This is a genomic window from Acinetobacter sp. YH12138 (assembly GCF_015218525.1).
Taxonomy (GTDB): Bacteria; Pseudomonadota; Gammaproteobacteria; order Pseudomonadales; family Moraxellaceae; genus Acinetobacter; species Acinetobacter amyesii.
In genome coordinates this window covers 2,928,648-2,945,660 of record NZ_CP048670.1, presented here as the reverse complement: position 1 = coordinate 2,945,660, position 17,013 = coordinate 2,928,648, and the positions used below count along the sequence as shown (strand labels likewise).

The window sequence follows — 17,013 nt, the reverse complement described above, 5'->3', positions numbered from 1 at the left end:
ATTCAACATTGAATGATCAGGCATTTTTAAGTATTGTTTTAGACGACAGTAGGGGAACTCGTCTAAAACAATATCTTGGATAACATGAGTATGCTGTTGTCGTTATGAGCTGCTACCAGAAAAAATAGCTTGAACAAAACGAGAAAAACTTTGGTTTTGTGATGCAAAGAAACTTTGAGTCGGTGCAGCTTTAATAGACGTAAGTACTTTTAAATTATCGTCTGTACGGCCTTTACCTTCAGATTTTTGCTGATTAATCGCTTTTTCGATCAATGAGGTACGTTCAGCAGGCATCGTAAGTTTGTTATTCGATGCGGTGCTGGTTGCAGCACAAAATCCAGTCTGTGCAGTCACACTTAAACTTAAGCCTAGGCATAGTGCGTATGAAAATTTCATGTCCAAATCTCCCCCTAGTTTTGGTGATGGAACTTTTTATTTGCAAAATAGTTTTAATATTTAGACTACGATTTAACCATCTTTCGTAATTAAAAAGTAGAACTACGTCACAATTTTTACAAAAAAACTAAAAAAGTCTGTACTAGGATTACCTAAATAGACTGTTTTCTCCAGATTTTCGGATGTTTTAGCAAACAACTATGAAGATAGCATGGAGATCGCTTCTGATTGTTGCTGCATTAGCAGAATTAAAGCTTTAAATACGTTATTTTTAGATATCTTTAAAACAGAAATAGATTTGAATTAATATTATAGATAGCTGATTGTTAAAGTTATTTTTGATTTATATAGTGCTCTCAAGATCAATTTGAGTTTGAGCAGATGAAAAAAATAATAGCATCGGGCATTTTCGCATTGTTGGGTGGGGTGGCGGTACAGGTGTATGCCGCAAAAGATTTCTTAAATGTCTCATATGATCCAACACGTGAGTTTTATCAGGAATATAACCAAGAATTTGGACAATATTGGAAAAAACGTACAGGACAAGAGATTAATTTTAAACAATCTCACGGTGGCTCTGGCAAACAAGCTCGTGCAGTGGCAACAGGTTTGCAAGCAGACGTTGTCACTTTGGCATTGGCTAATGATATTGATGAAATTGTGGCGACTGGACAAATCAATAAAAATTGGCAAAAACAATTTCCACATAATTCTGCACCGTATACCTCAACTATCGTATTTTTGGTGCGTAAGGGCAACCCGAAAAAAATTAAAGATTGGAATGACCTGACCAAACCGGGTGTTGAAATTATTACGCCAAATCCAAAAACAGGTGGGGCACCGCGTTGGATCTATTTATCAGCTTGGGGATATGCATTAAAACAGCCGGGTGGAAATGAGGCTAAAGCCAAAGAATTGGTGAAAAAACTCTATAGCAATGTCAAAGTATTGGATTCTGGTGCACGTGGTTCGCTCACGACCTTTGCTGAGCGTGGCATTGGAGATGTCTTATTGTCTTGGGAAAATGAGGCACTGTTAGCAACTCAGGGCTTAGGCAAAGATAAATATGACATTGTTTATCCGTCTATTTCAATTTTAGCTGAACCTTCAGTAGCTGTAGTAGATAAAACTGTCGACAAAAATGGTAATCGAAATTTGGCGAAGGGTTATTTGAACTATCTATATTCACCTAATGGCCAAGAGCTGGCAGGTAAATATTTCTTCCGCCCTCGCGATGCAAAAGCCACTGCAAAATATGCTGCTCAGTTCCCGAAAGTTCAAACCTTTACCATTGATAAAGTGTTTGGCGGTTGGGCTAAAGCGCAAAAGACACATTTTGTGAATGGTGCGATTTTTGATCAAATCTATAGTGAAAAGAATAAAGAGTAAAACGACCCACTATAATGTGCGCTGTAAAAACGGATAATCTAGATTATCCGTTTTTTGCATATGTAATGCATAAAAATCTATATATAGGCAATAAGTAGATTGTTTTTGTGTATTTTAATATGAAAAACAGACAATTAAATTCGCTGCGTTAGCTGTATTCAGCAAAAGGGTCTAAACTTGCTGCAATTGCGATTTATGACTTTATTTCATATATTTAGCAGTATTGAATATAACTTTATGCTGGCTGTTATGAAAACTCAATTTAAGGCGTGGCTCAGTGCCGCGTTGCTTGCCACTGGTGTTGCTTTCTCAGCGTCTGCTCAGGCCGCTGATCGTGAATTTTTAAACGTTTCTTATGATGCAACGCGTGAATTTTATGACGAATTTAATAAGTCATTTGGTGCATATTGGAAAGAGCGTACCGGTAAAACGGTTGCATTTAAACAATCACATGGTGGTTCAGGTAAACAAGCCCGATCCGTGGTTGATGGTTTAAAAGGTGATGTCGTGACTTTGGCCTTGGCCAATGACATCGAAGAAATTGTAAAGTCTGGTCAGATTCAGCCGGGTTGGCAAAAAGAGTTTCCACATAACTCAGCACCATATACTTCAACGATTGTCTTCATGGTGCGTAAGGGCAACCCGAAACATATTAAAGATTGGTCTGATTTAACCAAACCGGGCGTACAAATTATTACCCCAAACCCGAAAACTGGCGGTCTCCCACGTTGGGTTTACTTGTCAGCTTGGGGTTATGCTTTGAAACAGCCGGGTGGTAATGAAGCGAAAGCCAAAGATTTCGTGGGTAAGATGTACCATAACGTAAAAGTAATGGACTCTGCGGCACGTGCATCGATGACTACATTTGCAGAACGTGGTATTGGTGATGTGTTATTGACTTGGGAAAACGAAGCTTTAGTTACTCAAAAAACTTTGGGTAAAAACAAATTTGATATCGTGTATCCATCGATGTCGATTTTGACTGAGCCTTCAGTGGCGATCGTGGACAAAACTGTTGAAAAAAATGGTAATAAATGGTTAGCTCAAGGCTATATCAATTATCTTTATTCTCCATTAGGTCAAGAGATGGCTGCTCGTCATTTCTATCGTCCACGTAATGCAGCAGTTTTAGCAAAATATAAAACTCAGTTCCCACCTTTAAAAACTTTTACTATTGATGAAGTCTTTGGTGGCTGGGCAAAAGCACAACAAACACATTTTGTGAATGGTGCGATCTTCGATCAGATCTACAATAACAAGCGTTAATACATCGAAATCTATGATTTGAGATGTACAAAGACCTCCTTCGGGAGGTTTTTTAATGAATGCCAAAAAATAAAAACGGTTTTCTCTATGGAAAGTAATATTTCTGTACAAAAAGACGTTTGGAGCTTTGCTAAAACAAGGTAATAATGTGCAGTTACATTTTTAGCTGTGTTGAACGAACCCTTATGTCGCATATTTCTGTATTACTTCATGAAACTGTTGATGCTTTACTGGCAGATCGCAATACAGGAATTTTCGTAGATGGTACATTTGGGCGTGGTGGTCATACGCGTTTATTACTGTCTAAATTAGATGAAAATGCACGTGTTTATGCCTTTGATAAAGACCCGCAAGCATTGGCTGTTGCAGCAGAATTAGAACAAGAAGATGCGCGTTTTAAAATCATTCACGCCAGTTTTGCCGATTTAAAAGAGGAACTGCGTAGTCGTGGTATCGATTTGGTCGACGGTATTATGGCGGATTTAGGGGTGTCATCTCCACAGCTAGATCAAGCCGAGCGTGGCTTTAGCTTTATGAAAGATGGCCCACTCGATATGCGTATGGATAACTCACAAGGTCCAACAGCCGCAGAGTGGTTAGTTGATATTGAAGAAGAAGATTTGGCCAATATTATTTTTAAATATGGTGAAGAGCGTTATAGCCGTCGTATTGCTAAAGCAATTAAAGCGGCAGGTTATATTGATACCACAGCTCAATTGGCTGAAATCGTGAAAGTTGCCCACCCGAAATGGGAAAAAAATAAACATGCAGCGACACGAACTTTCCAAGCAATTCGTATTGCTATTAACAAAGAACTCGACGATATTGATATCTTCTTACCTCAAGCGGTGGATATGCTGAAACCTGAAGGCACTCTTGCAGTGATCAGTTTCCACTCTTTAGAGGATCGTTTAATTAAACAATTTATTCAAAAAGAATCTACACTTGCAGAAGACACAGGCTGGGGGTTGCCACAAAAACGCGAAGATACCCGCCGCTTAAAAAAAGTGTCACGAATTAAAGCAAGTGAAGAAGAAGTTAAAGCCAATCCACGATCTCGTAGTGCTTGGCTTCGTGTGGCAGAGCGTTTAGCTTAAAAGGCAAAGAATGAAAACCGAAGCAATCGAAAAAAACTCTGATCAATCGCAGTCTAAGAAAATCATTACATACAGCATTTTATTGCTCTTGGTTTTTGTGAGTGCGATTATGGTGGTGTTTCAAGTCTTTGAATATCGCCAAGATTATCGTCAATTGAGTACCTATATGCGTGAAAGGGATGACCTCAATGCAGAATGGGGACGTTTGCTGATCGAACAACAAACTTTTGGTGCAACAGCCCAAATTGGGACACGTGCAGTTACCCAATTACGGATGTATTCGCCTCCTATTGCACAAACCGTTGTTATTTCATTGCCACAAACTCCTGAACAGAAAAAATAGGCTGCCGGTCACATGGTTGAAAAGAGAAACAAACAAACTCCGCGTAAAAAACAGCAGTCTGTTACTGGTCGTACAGCCATTTCGGTGGAGATGTGGCGCTATCACTTGATGTGGGCGGTGGTTTTACTGTGCTTTATTGCATTGGTCGGGCGGGCTTTTTATGTACAAATCATCAATAAAGACTTTTTACAAAATAAAGCCAATGCCAAAATTTTAAGAACTGAAACCTTAAAAGCCATGCGCGGTGTAATCTATGACCGTCACGGCGTTCCTTTAGCCATTAGTACTCCGATCATGAAAATCGTGATCGATCCACGTGATTATTTTGACAATAAAAAACTCTTTGAAGAAATTACGGCCGAATTGGCTAAAGATCCAAACAATCGTAAGTTAAAACGTCAATTACCAGATAAAAATCTGAATTTAGATGAACTCGCTGATGCTGTAGGGATGGATCGTGCCGAACTGAGACGCAAAATGAATGAGCGTCCACGTTCACGTTATTTAGTTTTAAAGAAAGAAGTGCCACCACAACAAGCTGAATTGATCATGAAACGTGACTTTCAGGGGGTATATACCGAGAAAAACTATAAGCGCTACTATCCACAGCCTCAGCCAAACTCACAAATTATTGGTTTAACCAATAGTGAGGGTATGGGCATCGAAGGTTTAGAGATGCAATTGAATGAACGTCTTGCAGGCGTAGATGGTGCGCAGCAAATTGTCCGAGATAAAAAAGGCAACCGCGTTAAAGACCCTGAGATCGTGAAAGAAGTTGAGTCGGGTGAAAATATCACACTGAGTATTGATTCACGTTTGCAGTACATTATGTATCGTGAGTTGACTGCAGCCGGGGTAGCCAATAACGCACGTTCTGCCACAGCGATTGCTGTCGATGTCAAAACGGGTGAAATTTTAGCGATGACCTCTTGGCCGTCTTACAACCCAAATGATAAAAAAGGTGTCTTAAATAAAGATGCCATGCGTAACCGTGGTGCAATTGACTCATTTGAGCCGGGTTCAACTATGAAGCCAATGACCGTGGCAATGGCATTGGAAAGCGGTAAATACACGGCAAATACGGTGGTAAATACTACACCGGGTTCTATGCGCGTTGGCAATCATACTATTCGAGACACGCATAACTATGGTCCTCTGACTTTGGGCGGCATTATTCAAAAATCGTCTAACGTCGGTGTGGCAAAAATCGCTTTATCTCTCCCTTATGAAACATTACCGACCTTCTATCAACGCCTGGGCTTTGGTCAACGTTCAGCGGTGAAATTCCCCGGCGAAAGTGCTGGTCTGATTTTGCCGAAGAGCAAATGGAATGTATCAGAAGTAGCAACCATGGCTTATGGTTATGGTTTGAACGCTACGGTACTCCAACTGGCTGATGCATATGCCATGATTGCCAACAAGGGCGTCAAAATGCCACTGAGCTTGTACAAGCTTGAGGAAAAGCCGAAAGGTGAGCAGATGGTTGACCCTAAAATTGCTGATCAAGTGCTTTTAATGATGGAAGCGGTGACCTTACCGGGTGGTACGGCACGTCAAGCCAATATTCCGGGTTATCGCGTGGCGGGTAAAACTGGTACAGCACATAAATTACGTGCAGACCGTAAAGGCTATTCGACTTCAGAATATCGAGCACTCTTTGCCGGTGTTGCACCAGTGAGTGATCCACGTTTGGCCATGATTGTTGTAGTGGAAAACCCGACAGGTCAGTATTACGGTGGTCTGGTGGCTGCACCAGTTTTCGCTCGTGTAATGCAAGAATCTTTACGTTTAATGAACGTACCATTAGATAAACCTTTAGACACTCCTAAGATCCAGTAATAGGTGATGAATGAAAATTACGTTTCAAGATCTATACACCGTTGAACAGCCCGCTGAATGGATGTTGCAATCCTTTCAGGGCTTCAATCTGGATAGTCGCAAAGTTACAGCAGGGCAAATATTTATTGCCCTGACTTCGTTTTCGCAACCTGAAAAAACAGCACAATTTGCACGTGCAGCGTTAGAGAATGGCGCGTTGGCTGTCATTTCAGAAACTGATTTGGGCTTGGATCAAAGTGTCGTGATCGCGGATGTGCGTCAATTGATGGGGCAGTGGCAAAAGCAATATTTACAGGCAACTCAACCAGCTCAAGCTGCACGAATTTTGGCAGTGACGGGTACCAATGGTAAAACCACGATCTCTCGTTTAATCGCTGAATTACTCATGCTGCAAGGCAAAAAATGTGCAGTGATGGGAACCACTGGTAACGGAATTTTACCGAATTTAGAAGCCTCTTCTCACACCACTTTAGATGCGTTACATATGCAAAATGCGTTGCATACCTATGCACTTGAAGGTGCAGAGTTTGCTGCCATTGAGGCAAGTTCGCATGGCTTAGAACAAGGTCGATTAAATGGCTGTGCAATTGAAATTGCCGCTTATAGCAATTTAAGTCGTGACCATTTGGATTATCATAAAACCCTTGAAGCCTATGCTGAAGCGAAATCACGTTTGTTTCAGTTTCCATCGCTCAAAGTTGCAGTCATCAATCTCGATGATGAACATGCAGAAGTGATGCTGAATGTCGCACGCCAAAACCCGGCTCAGCCTAAAATTTTGACTTATTCAACGCGTCAGGCTGCGGATTATCAAGTGACGGATATTCAATACAGCTTAACGGGCGCACAATTTAAATTGCGTACTGCTCAAGCTGAATTTGTGGTGCAAAGTCCATTATTGGGACACTTCAATATTGAAAATATTGTGGCGAGCTTAATTTCAGCGGAGCAAGCGGGTTTTGACTTATCTGCCTTGATCGCAACTGCGCCCGAGTTAAAAGGTGCACCGGGTCGTATGCAAGTGATTCGTGATGATGAACGCCTGTTTGTGGTGGATTATGCACATACACCAGATGCTTTAGTTCAAGTGTTACAGACCTTAAAACGTCATGTATCGCAACAGTTATGGGCGGTGTTTGGCTGTGGTGGTGATCGTGACCGTGGTAAGCGTCCATTGATGACACAAGCGGCATTAAACCATGCAGATGTTGCGTTGATTACCTCGGATAATCCACGTACTGAAAACCCAGAACAAATTTTTGCAGATATGAAGGCTGGTATTGATTTTACTGGAAAAACTGTCCATGAAATCCATGACCGCCGTGAAGCGATTAAATTCGCAGTCAACCATGCCCAAGCGGGTGATATTGTGGTGATTGCTGGTAAAGGCCATGAAAACTATCAAGAAATTGATGGTGTTCGACATTGGTTTGATGATGTGGTGGAAGTGAAATCAGCGATTGATTCACAACATCACAACACTGACTCGGCTTATCCAGCGCAATAGGAAACAGATATGCATACTTCAACGACCAGTACGGTTCCGTTAGAACCATGGACTGCCGAACAGTTGGTTCAAGCGACACAAGGTCACTGGCATAACAATCAAGCGCCGACAGGTTCTGTAAAACGAATTTTGACCGACTCACGTCATGCAGAGCAAGGTGACGCTTTTCTTGCCCTGAAAGGTGAACGCTTTGATGCGCATGACTTCCTTGCTCAAGTGGCTGAAAAGGGGTGTGAAATTGCCATTGTCAGTCATCCGGTCGATGTGGATATTTATCAGTTGGTGGTTGCAGATACACGTTTGGCGCTTGGACATTTGGGTGCATTTCGTCGTGCCCAAAACCCAGCTTTAAAAGTCATTGCCTTGACAGGAAGCAGTGGTAAAACCACAACCAAAGAGATGCTCGGGAGTATCCTTTCTCGTCTTGCACCAACATTAATTACGCGCGGTAATTTAAATAATGACCTTGGCGTACCGATGATGTTACTTGAGTTGCGTCCAGAACATCAGTATGCCGTGATGGAGCTTGGTGCCAGTCATAAGGGTGAAATTGATTACACCTCAAATTTGGTACAGCCTCAGGTTGCCGGTATTTTAAATATTGGTACTGCTCATATGGGTGAATTTGGTGGGCGTGATGGCATTTGTCGTGCCAAGTCTGAAATTTATGCACATATAGCGAAAACAGGAACATCGATTGTGCCTGCGGCAGATGATTTTACAGATGCCATTCGTCTAGCGGTGCAAACTGAGCAATTAATGAGTTTTGGTCAGGGCGGGGATGTCTTTGCGACTGAGACGGAGCTTCAGGCTCAATCTTCACGTTTTATCTTAAATACGCCGCAAGGTGCACGGCCTGTTCAACTGCCATTTGCTGGTGAACATAATGTGCAAAATGCCACTGCAGCCGCAGCTTTCGCGTTGTCGATTGGTGTGAGTTTAGATGACATCGTTGTGGGTCTTGAACATGCGACAGGTGCCAAAGGCCGTCTAAACTTTATTCAACATAAAGATTATTTGTTTATTGATGATACTTACAATGCAAATCCAACCTCAATGCGTGCTGCTGCTGATGTACTTGCGCAGCAAGATGGCATCAAAGTCATGGTCATTGGGGATATTGGTGAGTTAGGTTCATCTGCTGCACAGCAGCACTACATGTTGGGACGTGATCTTGTATCACACTCTGGTCTTCAATTTGTCGTTGCTGTCGGTGAGTTTTCACCTGCTGTGCAAGAAGGCGCGCGCAGTACACAATATGGTAAAAAATTACAAGCCTTTCTTACTCAAGAACAGGCTTTACCGTTATTAATTAGTCTAGTCAAAACACATCAGCCTCAGTCCATGAGTTTCCTGTTTAAAGGTTCTCGTTATACCCACATGGAAACTTTGATGGCTGAATTGATGGAGAAACTTTAATGCTGTTATGGTTATTTGAGCAGCTTGCGGGTTATCACAGCTCGTTTCAGGTTGTTCGTTATTTAACGCTTCGTTCGCTACTCAGTGTCTTAACGGCATTGGCCATTGGTCTGTTACTTGGACCTGTGATGATTCGCAAATTGCAAGCTCTCAAATATGGTCAGGCAGTCAGTTCATTTGCGCCTGAAAATCATGCCAAAAAAATGGGCACACCAACTATGGGTGGTGTGTTGATTTTACTGTCTATTGGGATTTCAACCTTACTTTGGGCCGATCTTTCAAACCCTTATGTATGGATTGTACTTGGGGTGATGGTGATCTTTGGCGCTGTGGGTTGGGCAGATGACTGGATTAAAATCCGTTATAAAGACAATGCCGGTCTGCCTGCGAAGAAGAAATTCTTTTGGACTTCTGTAGCATCGTTAGGCGCCGGTATTGCGCTCTATGTGATTGCGACACAGCAAGCAAACCCAGTACATACCTCAAATATGTTGGATCTGCTGATTCCATTCTTTAAAGAAATTAGCATTCCATTGTCTATTATTCCACTCGGTATTGGCTTTATTGTCTTTACTTATTTGGTGATTAACGGCGCATCTAATGCTGTGAACTTAACGGATGGTTTGGACGGTCTGGCGATTATGCCAATCGTTCTGGTTGCCGCTGGTTTAGGTGTGTTTGCTTATCTGGCTGGTGATGTTCGTTTTGCTGATTATTTACATATCCCTTATGTGAAATACGCATCTGAACTTGTCGTGATCTGTGCGGCAATGATCGGTGCTGGTTTGGCATTCTTATGGTTTAATGCGCATCCTGCTCAAGTGTTTATGGGTGATGTCGGTGCCTTATCTCTAGGTGCGATGCTCGGTACGATCGCAGTCATGGTTCGTCAAGAAATCGTTTTTGCCATTATGGGCGGTGTCTTTGTGGTTGAAGCTATTTCTGTTTTCTTGCAAATTGGCTCACTGCGTATGCGGAACAAGCGTGTATTCTTAATGGCACCGCTGCACCATCACTATGAGAAAAAGGGATGGCGTGAAACTCAGGTGGTGATTCGTTTTTGGATTATCACAATTATGCTGGTAGTTTTGGGTCTAATGACTTTAAAATTACGTTAAGCAAATAAATAAACGAAACCGGCATTTGCTCCCACAGATGCCGGTTTTTTTATTTCAAAAATATAGTGGAGTAAATGATGAACCTGTTGATGTGTCCTGTATGCCGTGAAGCATTGAAACTCACAGAGCGGACATGGCGCTGTGAAAATAATCATAGCTATGATGTTGCAAAACAAGGCTATGTCAATTTACATGTGGTTCAGCATAAACACAGTAAAAACCCGGGCGATACGCCTGAATCTGTACAGGCGCGTCGAGCATTTTTAAGTGCAGGTCACTATGCACCTTTGCAACAGACAGTAGTGGCTTTGATTCAAAAGTTACGTGTTGAAAACTTATTGGATATTGGCTGTGGTGAAGGCTATTACACCAATGCGATGCAAGCTGAAGTATTACAGTGTGTGGGTGTCGATATCGCTAAAAATGCAGTACAAGTGGCCGCTAAACTGAATAAAGAGGTGACTTGGGTGGTTGGGACAGGGGCAACCTTACCTGTATTAGATCATTCGATTGACTTGTGTACGAGTTTATTTAGTCCTATTCCTCAAGAAGAAATCCTTCGTGTGTTAAAGCCTGAGGGGCACTTGATGGTGGTTACACCTGCGCCAGAGCATCTTTATGCAATGCGTGAAGCCCTGTTTGAAGAAGTAAAACTACATGAACCGCATAAATTTGTGGAACAACTGGCGAATGATTTTGAATTGGAAAGTGAGCAAGTGGTACAAGCGAAAATGTCACTTTCTCAGCAGGATCTCAAAAACTTAATTGCAATGACGCCTTATGCCTATAAAGTGAAAGCTGAGCGTCGAGAAGCTCTAGAAAAAAATGAACAATTTGAGTTGCAAGCGCAGTATCAAATTTATCTCTTTAAAAAGAAATAATGCATTGGAAGTGATAAAAAAAGCCCTCGTTTGAGGGCTTTTTTTATGCAGCTTATTTACTGAACTTGATCGATGAGATGATCAAGTGCGTCAGTTTTATGCTCTGTACCTTGTGGTTTAGGCTGCATTGGTGGTGGCGCAGTCCGAGTAGGTGCAAGATTGGTTTCAGCAGACCGTGGAAGATCTTCAAAATCATTTTGCGTAGCCTGTGGTTTTGGTACAACAGGAGCAGGACGATACAGCGGTTGAGCCATCGGCGGCGTTGCTGCACGATCTTGTTCAGGTTGACCTTGAGTCGCTTTAGCTGAATTGCGATTGATTGGATTCTTGGCATGAGTATCTAAACGCACCCAAGCTTCAGGTGTGCCTTTGAGTGATTTCGCCATAAAATCTGACCAAATCGGCAGAGCTGCTACACCACCATATTCACGACGACCTAAGGTAGAGGGTTGGTCAAAACCGACCCAAGCCACAGTGACTAATTTTCCATTAAATCCAGCAAACCACGCGTCTTTTGCATCATTGGTTGTACCGGTTTTACCGCCTAAATCTCCGCGACCAATTTTTAATGCCGCACGACCTGTACCGTGTTGGATCACGTCACGCAAGATGTTCGCCATATCAAAGGCCGAACTTGACTTCAAAATTCGCTGAGCTTGTTTATAGTTTGCTGCTTCAGTATCTGAAATTTTCGATTCAGCAGGTTTATTATCCTGATTAGTGACTTCAATCACTTCATCATCTGGCGTGGTCGGATCTGCAGATTCAACTTCGTCCTTTTGATTGATACATTGAATACATGCATATTCAGGATTGGCTTGATAAATCACTTTGCCATAAGCATCTTCAATACGACTAATAAAGTGCGGTTGAATACGATATCCACCGTTGGCAAATGTCGCATAACCTGTCGCCATTTGAATCGGCAATACCTGTGGGGTACCTAAAGCAATGGTGTAGTTACGTGGAATTTGGTTTTCTTGCAAACCAAAATCCATAAATAATTGGCGAGTACGTTCAATCCCGACCACTTGTAATAAGCGAACTGAAACTGTGTTACGTGATAAATAGAGGGCACGGCGTAGAGGTATCATCCCTAAATAGCGACCGTCAGAGTTTTTAGGCGTCCACTTGCCAATCGTAATTGGATTGTCATTGACCATGGAATACGGAGTCATGCCACGTTCAAGTGCTAAAGCATAAACAAAGGGTTTAATGGTTGAACCCGGCTGACGCCAGCCTTGTAAGGCACGGTTAAATTTAGATTGATAAAAATTATAACCACCGACAATGGCTTCAATACCACCATTGTTGGGATTAAGGGCAATCAATTGACCTTGTGCTTTTGGAATTTGTACCAAAGCCCATGAGCTTTTATCAGCATTTGGACGTAGGCGAATAATATCTTTTACTTTTACAATTTGTGAGGCTTTGCTTGGCGCATTACCTACACTATTGGCATTGCGATAGGGGCGTGCCCAAGACAGACCTGACCATGGAACAGTCACACTACTGCCATCTTGCATCAACACTTCGATACTGGTGTTGTTGACTTTAGTGACTTCGGCAGGATAAGTGTTAGCATATGGAATAAAGTTTTTTAATGGCTCATCATGTGCTTCTGCACCACGCCAACCATGTCGTCTATCGTAAGCTTCAAGACCATCTTGCACAGCTTGCTCAGCATAGGCTTGGCGTTGGCTGTTGATGGTGGTATAGACTTTATAGCCAGAATCTGTCGCTTGTTCGCCAAACTTTTCTACGAGCTCAGAGCGAACCATTTCCCCGACATAGGGGAATTTGTTGCTAACTCCGCGGTCAGGCATATCGAGATTAATTGGTTCAGCAATTGCTTTTTGATATTCCGATTGATTGATATAACCCAATTGCAACATACGTCCTAAAATCCAATTACGACGCTCTAAAGCACGTTTTGGATTGGCTACAGGATTATATTTTGATGGTGCTTTGGGTAGGCCTGAAATCATTGCCATTTGAGCCAAGCTCAAATCTTGCAAGCTCTTGTTATAATAAATTTTTGCAGCTGCTGCGATCCCGTATGCATTTTTGCCCAAAAAGATTTTGTTAACATACAGCGTTAAAATTTCTTCCTTACTTAGATTTTGTTCAATTTTTCGAGCAAGGAAAACTTCGGTTAGTTTACGTTTTAAAGTACGCTCTGGAGTCAGATAATAGTTTTTTGCAACCTGCATGGTAATGGTTGAACCACCCGTTTGCACATCTGAGCCTGTAATACTTTCACTGACGGCACGCCCCAATCCTTTGAAACTAATTCCGCTGTGTTCAAAGAACGAAGAATCTTCCGCAGCTAAAAAGCCATGAATGAAATGAGACGGGATTTGGTCGTACTCTACAGGAACCGAAAGTTTGCCACCATATTCTGCAATCAGCTCATTATCAGCACTATAAACTTGCAATGGTTTTAATAATGGAGCCTTTTTTAAGATGGACATTTCAGGCAAAGACGGGGCAATATAGAGATACATGCCATAGAAACCCATTGGAATTGCGACCAAAATAATAATAATGGCCAAAAAAAATGGATGAACAAGGCCTGAACAAGATAGCTTTTTCATAACAAGTAAGTTTTAATAAGAGCTAATGGCAAACTAATTGGTGGTCAGTATATCCTTTCGATATACGGATTGTTAGATGAGTTATTGTATCTGTATAAAATTATAGACCAATGCTAATTAGTGGGTTAATTTTTTTGGGGATAAAAAAATAATAGGAATTATATTGTGCTCAGGTTATATCGTAAGCCAAATAAGGGGTTAATAGGAGTAGATATTAGTTCGACTTCTGTTAAGGTTTTGGAACTTTCTGTAAAGAGTGGGCGGTATTGGGTAGAAAGCTATGCTTTGGTGCCATTACCAGAAGGAAGTGTTGTTGAAAAGAACATATTGAATCCGGAAGCTGTCGGTGACTGTTTAGAGCGCGCAATTAATTTGGCCAATACTCAGACCACTAATGCAGCTTTGGCGGTTCCAACGTCGATGGTGATTACAAAAATCATCGAAATGGACGCAGATATGAACGATGATGAACGTGAAATTCAGATTCGTGATGATGCTGAGCAATATATTCCGTTCCCACTTGATGAAGCGAGCCTTGATTTTGAAGTCTTGCCAGATCGTCTGTCCAACCCAAATCGTGTCAATGTTTTGCTTGTCGCTACGCGTATTGAAAATGTCGAAGCGCGTGCGGAAGTCATTCAGCTTGCTGGTCTTACACCAAAAATTGGCGATGTAGAAAGCTTTGCAATTGAAAATGCGTTTAAAGTTTTCTCAGATACTTTGCCAATGGGTGTGAATACCGTGGGTATTTTAGATATTGGTCATAGTATGACGACCTTATCTGTCATGCAGAATAACAAAGTGATTTATACCCGTGAGCAAGTGTTTGGTGGCAAACAATTGACACAGGAAATTCAAAATCGCTATGCATTGTCTTTCGAAGAAGCAGGTCGAGCGAAAAAAACACGTGCCTTGCCAGATGATTATGATATCGAAGTCTTAGAACCCTTCTTAGAAGCTGTCGTTCAACAAGCAGCACGTTCTTTACAGTTCTTTTTCTCATCTTCACAGTTCAACGAAATTGACCATATTTTATTGGCAGGGGGGAATGCCAATATTCCGGGGCTTGCAAAATTACTTCAACAAAAATTGGGTTACCGCGTCACGATTGCCAATCCATTCTTACAAATGGGTTTTTCACCTCAAATTGATATTAAAAAAATTGAAAATGATGCCTCATCACTCATGGTGGCATGCGGTCTAGCATTGAGGAGTTTTGATTAATGGCAAAAATTAACTTGCTCCCTTGGCGTGATGAGCTAAGAGAGAAACGAAAAAAAGAATTTATTGCACTTTGTATTGGGGCTTTCTTAATTGGGGTAATTGGGGTTGGTTTAACATGGTTGTACTTTGATCACAAATTAAAAGATCAAGAACAAGCGAACCAATTGATTATCAGTCATAACCAAAACTTAGATGTTCAATTAAAGTCTTTGGATGGTTTACAAGAACAGCGTAATGCCATTATTGAACGAATGAAGTTGATTCAAGGCTTACAAGGTCAACGTCCAATCGCTGTACATCTTGTAGATGAATTGGTTCGTGTGACACCTGCCAATATGTACATCACAAAATTTGAACGTAATGGCGACAAATTTATGATCGAAGGGCGTGCGGAAAGTCCAAACACTGTTGCAGATCTACTGCGTAATTTGGAAGCATCACCTTGGTATCGTAATGCCTTCATGAGCTCATTCCTTGTGGCGGAAGAGAAAAAAGACAAAGCACCGACGTCAGTGGTTCCTCGCGTAGAAGAATCTTATGGTGCATTTACTGTGACTGCTGATTTGGAGCAAATTGCGCAGCCGACCATTAATGATCCAGCAGCAAATGCAGGACAGTCAGCTTCATCGGCGCAAACATCTGACGCACAAACTGCAGCAACACCAACTCCGGAGGCTGCAAAATGAGTCGTGATGAATTTGAACAATTGAATCAAGATGCTGTGGTCATTCCGAAAAAGAAAATGACTTTTGATAAGTTTGTACAGCAGTTCAATACGCTAGATCCGAATAACTATGGTAGTTGGCCAATTTCAGTCAAAATTACATGTTGGATTTTTATCATTATCCTTGTGGCAATTTTGGGCTATTTCTTGGCGATTAAAGGCAAGATTGAAGCTATTTCAAGTGCCAATGCGCAAGAACAAAATTTGTTAAATGAGTTTCGTGAAAAAGATTCAAAACTACGTAATTTGCAACAATATCAGCTGCAGTTGCAGGATATGGAAGCACGTTTTAATCAACAATTAGAACAATTGCCGAAAGAAACTGAAATTCCAGATTTAGTTGATGATATTAATATAACTGGTGTGAATTCTGGACTGAAATTTAAAATTATTCGCCTTGAGCCTGAAGTGAAGCAAGAGTTCTTTACGGAACAGCCAATTCATATTGAGGCAACAGGTGATTACCACGCCTTTGGTTCATTTGTAAGTGGTATTGCGGGGCTCTCACGGATTGTGACTTTGCATAATTTAACGATTACAGCAACTGAAAATAAAGAAAAGAACTCAGATATTCCAAAAATTGACTATGTGATTTCTGCAAAAACATATCGTTATGAAGGGAATACTGAAAGTGCTGCGAAAGCTGCAGATTCAGCAAGCACACAGGAGGCTCCAAAATGAAAATGAATAAATTGGCACTTTCTGTGATGGTTGGATTTGTATTGGCTGGTTGTGAATCACGTATTGATGTGGTCAATCAAGAGATGGCAAATATACGCAATCAAGCTCCACTAGCGATTGAACCTGCGCCAGATTTTGTACCTGTCGAAACTTTTAATTATGCGGCGCACTCTTTAAAAAGTCCGTTCTTGCCAAGTTCATTGGCAGCAGAACTTAAAATCATGGCAGGTAAGCGTGTTTATCCAAACTTGAGCCGTCAGCCTCAACCTTTGGAGAGTTATGCACTCGAAACCCTGAATATGAAGGGTAGTATGCGTAACCAATCTGGGCAAATATTAGCCTTGATTCAGACACCTGATGGTGAAGTTGAGCGTATTCAACGTGGAAGTTATATGGGGCTCAATCATGGTCGAGTGGTAAATATTACCCCGACTCAAATTGATTTGATTGAGATTATTCCGGATGGGCGAGAAGGATATGTAGAGCGTCCTAGAAGTCTCATATTAATTGGACCAGCACCTTAAGCTTAAAG

Annotated in this window: 15 protein-coding genes; 13 read left to right on the top strand and 2 right to left on the bottom strand. The window is 41.6% G+C overall.

Annotation, left to right across the window (positions count from 1 at the left end; translation table 11 throughout):
* Positions 1-102 precede the first annotated feature (102 nt).
* Complete coding sequence (locus tag G0029_RS14315; RefSeq protein WP_180106809.1) at positions 103-396, bottom strand: hypothetical protein; 294 nt, start codon at positions 394-396, stop codon at positions 103-105.
* 381 nt (positions 397-777) lie between these two features.
* Here G0029_RS14315 and G0029_RS14310 point away from each other — a divergent pair, with 381 nt between their 5' ends.
* From G0029_RS14310 to G0029_RS14270, 9 genes are all read left to right on the top strand, one after another.
* A complete protein-coding gene (locus G0029_RS14310; RefSeq protein ID WP_180106811.1) occupies positions 778-1,785 on the top strand; it encodes a sulfate ABC transporter substrate-binding protein in 1,008 nt (335 codons plus the stop codon).
* 249 nt (positions 1,786-2,034) lie between these two features.
* The gene (locus tag G0029_RS14305; protein ID WP_180077121.1) at positions 2,035-3,051 is read left to right on the top strand and encodes a sulfate ABC transporter substrate-binding protein; all 1,017 of its coding nucleotides are present in this window, start codon (positions 2,035-2,037) and stop codon (positions 3,049-3,051) included.
* A 185-nt stretch (positions 3,052-3,236) separates the two neighbouring features.
* A complete protein-coding gene (gene rsmH, locus G0029_RS14300) occupies positions 3,237-4,148 on the top strand; it encodes a 16S rRNA (cytosine(1402)-N(4))-methyltransferase RsmH (protein ID WP_078189391.1) in 912 nt (303 codons plus the stop codon).
* A 10-nt stretch (positions 4,149-4,158) separates the two neighbouring features.
* Positions 4,159-4,491, top strand: coding sequence for a cell division protein FtsL (ftsL, locus tag G0029_RS14295; RefSeq protein ID WP_180106813.1), 333 nt, complete (start codon positions 4,159-4,161; stop codon positions 4,489-4,491).
* Between the two features lie 12 nt (positions 4,492-4,503).
* Positions 4,504-6,330 (top strand): penicillin-binding protein PBP3, encoded by a 1,827-nt coding sequence (ftsI, locus tag G0029_RS14290; RefSeq protein WP_168378186.1) that lies wholly within the window; start codon positions 4,504-4,506, stop codon positions 6,328-6,330.
* A 10-nt stretch (positions 6,331-6,340) separates the two neighbouring features.
* Entirely contained in the window at positions 6,341-7,837 is a 1,497-nt protein-coding gene (locus G0029_RS14285; protein ID WP_180106815.1) for a UDP-N-acetylmuramoyl-L-alanyl-D-glutamate--2,6-diaminopimelate ligase, read from the top strand.
* A 9-nt stretch (positions 7,838-7,846) separates the two neighbouring features.
* Complete coding sequence (locus tag G0029_RS14280; RefSeq protein WP_180106817.1) at positions 7,847-9,256, top strand: UDP-N-acetylmuramoyl-tripeptide--D-alanyl-D-alanine ligase; 1,410 nt, start codon at positions 7,847-7,849, stop codon at positions 9,254-9,256.
* On the top strand, positions 9,256-10,374 hold the full coding sequence (gene mraY, locus G0029_RS14275) for a phospho-N-acetylmuramoyl-pentapeptide-transferase (RefSeq protein ID WP_078189386.1): 1,119 nt from the start codon (positions 9,256-9,258) through the stop codon (positions 10,372-10,374). Before G0029_RS14280 ends, mraY begins: the two co-directional genes overlap by 1 nt.
* A 77-nt stretch (positions 10,375-10,451) precedes the next feature.
* Positions 10,452-11,255, top strand: coding sequence for a putative RNA methyltransferase (locus tag G0029_RS14270; RefSeq protein ID WP_180106972.1), 804 nt, complete (start codon positions 10,452-10,454; stop codon positions 11,253-11,255).
* 56 nt (positions 11,256-11,311) lie between these two features.
* Here the strand turns inward: G0029_RS14270 and ponA are convergent, their stop codons facing one another.
* The gene (gene ponA / locus G0029_RS14265) at positions 11,312-13,852 is read right to left on the bottom strand and encodes a penicillin-binding protein PBP1a (RefSeq protein WP_180106819.1); all 2,541 of its coding nucleotides are present in this window, start codon (positions 13,850-13,852) and stop codon (positions 11,312-11,314) included.
* 165 nt (positions 13,853-14,017) lie between these two features.
* Here ponA and G0029_RS14260 point away from each other — a divergent pair, with 165 nt between their 5' ends.
* The 4 genes from G0029_RS14260 to G0029_RS14245 are packed head-to-tail and all read left to right on the top strand — an operon-like array spanning position 14,018 to position 17,005.
* Entirely contained in the window at positions 14,018-15,076 is a 1,059-nt protein-coding gene (locus G0029_RS14260) for a pilus assembly protein PilM (protein WP_078192532.1), read from the top strand.
* Positions 15,076-15,762, top strand: coding sequence for a PilN domain-containing protein (locus G0029_RS14255; protein WP_078189382.1), 687 nt, complete (start codon positions 15,076-15,078; stop codon positions 15,760-15,762). Before G0029_RS14260 ends, G0029_RS14255 begins: the two co-directional genes overlap by 1 nt.
* Positions 15,759-16,481 (top strand): type 4a pilus biogenesis protein PilO, encoded by a 723-nt coding sequence (locus tag G0029_RS14250; RefSeq protein WP_180106821.1) that lies wholly within the window; start codon positions 15,759-15,761, stop codon positions 16,479-16,481. Before G0029_RS14255 ends, G0029_RS14250 begins: the two co-directional genes overlap by 4 nt.
* Positions 16,478-17,005: a pilus assembly protein PilP gene (locus tag G0029_RS14245; RefSeq protein WP_078192530.1), complete on the top strand. Its 528-nt coding sequence runs from the start codon at positions 16,478-16,480 to the stop codon at positions 17,003-17,005. Before G0029_RS14250 ends, G0029_RS14245 begins: the two co-directional genes overlap by 4 nt.
* Positions 17,006-17,013 lie beyond the last annotated feature (8 nt).

Excerpts from the sequence above, each read along its gene's own strand:
- G0029_RS14250 (WP_180106821.1), top strand. The coding sequence starts at position 15,759 with ATGAGTCGTGATGAATTTGAACAATTGAATCAAGATGCTGTGGTCATT.
- ponA (WP_180106819.1), bottom strand. The coding sequence starts at position 13,852 with ATGAAAAAGCTATCTTGTTCAGGCCTTGTTCATCCATTTTTTTTGGCC.
- ftsL (WP_180106813.1), top strand. The coding sequence starts at position 4,159 with ATGAAAACCGAAGCAATCGAAAAAAACTCTGATCAATCGCAGTCTAAG.
- G0029_RS14315 (WP_180106809.1), bottom strand. The coding sequence starts at position 396 with ATGAAATTTTCATACGCACTATGCCTAGGCTTAAGTTTAAGTGTGACT.
- G0029_RS14310 (WP_180106811.1), top strand. The coding sequence starts at position 778 with ATGAAAAAAATAATAGCATCGGGCATTTTCGCATTGTTGGGTGGGGTG.
- ftsI (WP_168378186.1), top strand. The coding sequence starts at position 4,504 with ATGGTTGAAAAGAGAAACAAACAAACTCCGCGTAAAAAACAGCAGTCT.
- G0029_RS14245 (WP_078192530.1), top strand. The coding sequence starts at position 16,478 with ATGAAAATGAATAAATTGGCACTTTCTGTGATGGTTGGATTTGTATTG.
- G0029_RS14270 (WP_180106972.1), top strand. The coding sequence starts at position 10,452 with ATGAACCTGTTGATGTGTCCTGTATGCCGTGAAGCATTGAAACTCACA.
- G0029_RS14305 (WP_180077121.1), top strand. The coding sequence starts at position 2,035 with ATGAAAACTCAATTTAAGGCGTGGCTCAGTGCCGCGTTGCTTGCCACT.
- G0029_RS14255 (WP_078189382.1), top strand. The coding sequence starts at position 15,076 with ATGGCAAAAATTAACTTGCTCCCTTGGCGTGATGAGCTAAGAGAGAAA.
- mraY (WP_078189386.1), top strand. The coding sequence starts at position 9,256 with ATGCTGTTATGGTTATTTGAGCAGCTTGCGGGTTATCACAGCTCGTTT.
- rsmH (WP_078189391.1), top strand. The coding sequence starts at position 3,237 with ATGTCGCATATTTCTGTATTACTTCATGAAACTGTTGATGCTTTACTG.
- G0029_RS14280 (WP_180106817.1), top strand. The coding sequence starts at position 7,847 with ATGCATACTTCAACGACCAGTACGGTTCCGTTAGAACCATGGACTGCC.
- G0029_RS14285 (WP_180106815.1), top strand. The coding sequence starts at position 6,341 with ATGAAAATTACGTTTCAAGATCTATACACCGTTGAACAGCCCGCTGAA.